At 66.6% G+C, this 751-nt stretch carries 1 protein-coding gene; it reads right to left on the bottom strand.

Annotated features, from left to right (window positions below; genetic code table 11):
* A partial coding sequence (locus JNK74_28715) for a glucose 1-dehydrogenase (protein ID MBL7650167.1) occupies positions 1-707 on the bottom strand: 707 nt, incomplete at its 3' end.
* Positions 708-751 lie beyond the last annotated feature (44 nt).

Genomic DNA, 751 nt, shown 5'->3' with positions numbered 1-751 from the left:
AAAAACAGCGCCGCGCCGACCAGCTCGCTGGGCTGGGCATGACGGCCGAGCGGTGTGCGCGACACGATGTGCTGGTGGACGGCGTCGTTTTGGATCAGGGCCTGGGCAAAGCGCGTCTCGACCAAGCCGGGGGCGATGGCGTTGATGCGGATGCCGGCTCCGCCGACCTCGGTGGCCAAGGTCTGGGTCATCGAGATGATCGCCGCCTTGGTCATGCCATAGCAGCCTTGGAAGGGGGCGGCGCGCAGGCCGGCAACGCTGGCAACGTTGATGATCGAGCCGGGCGCACCGCGTCGCTGCAGGTGGCGGATGACCTCGCGAGCGGCGGCGAAGTAGCCCTTTACGTTGACCTCGAAGGTCTTGTCGAACGCGGCATCGGGGGTATCGACCAGCGGCCCGAAATAGGGATTGGTCGCGGCGTTGTTGACGAGCACATCGACCTGGCCAAAGGCAGCAATCGCCGCGTCGATCATGGCCGCGATCTCGGCGCTTTTTCCGACGTGGCAGGCGATGGGCAGGGCGGTACCCCCTGCGGCGGTGATGCGGTCACAGACGGCCTGCAGATCGGCGAGCTTGCGCGACGCCAAGACCACTTTCGCGCCTTGGCTGGCAAAGGCGGTGGCCATGGCTTCGCCGATGCCGCGGCTGGCACCGGTCAGGACGGCAACTTTGCCGTCGAGTCGAAACAACGAACTGGGGCTCGACATGAGGGGCTCCTTGCTGGGGCGCGCCATCTGCCGTGTCTGTCCTC

The organism is Candidatus Hydrogenedentota bacterium, from assembly GCA_016791475.1.
Classification (GTDB): domain Bacteria; phylum Hydrogenedentota; class Hydrogenedentia; order Hydrogenedentales; family JAEUWI01; genus JAEUWI01.
Note: the sequence above shows the minus strand (reverse complement) of the source record. Positions and strands in the feature narration are given on the sequence as shown.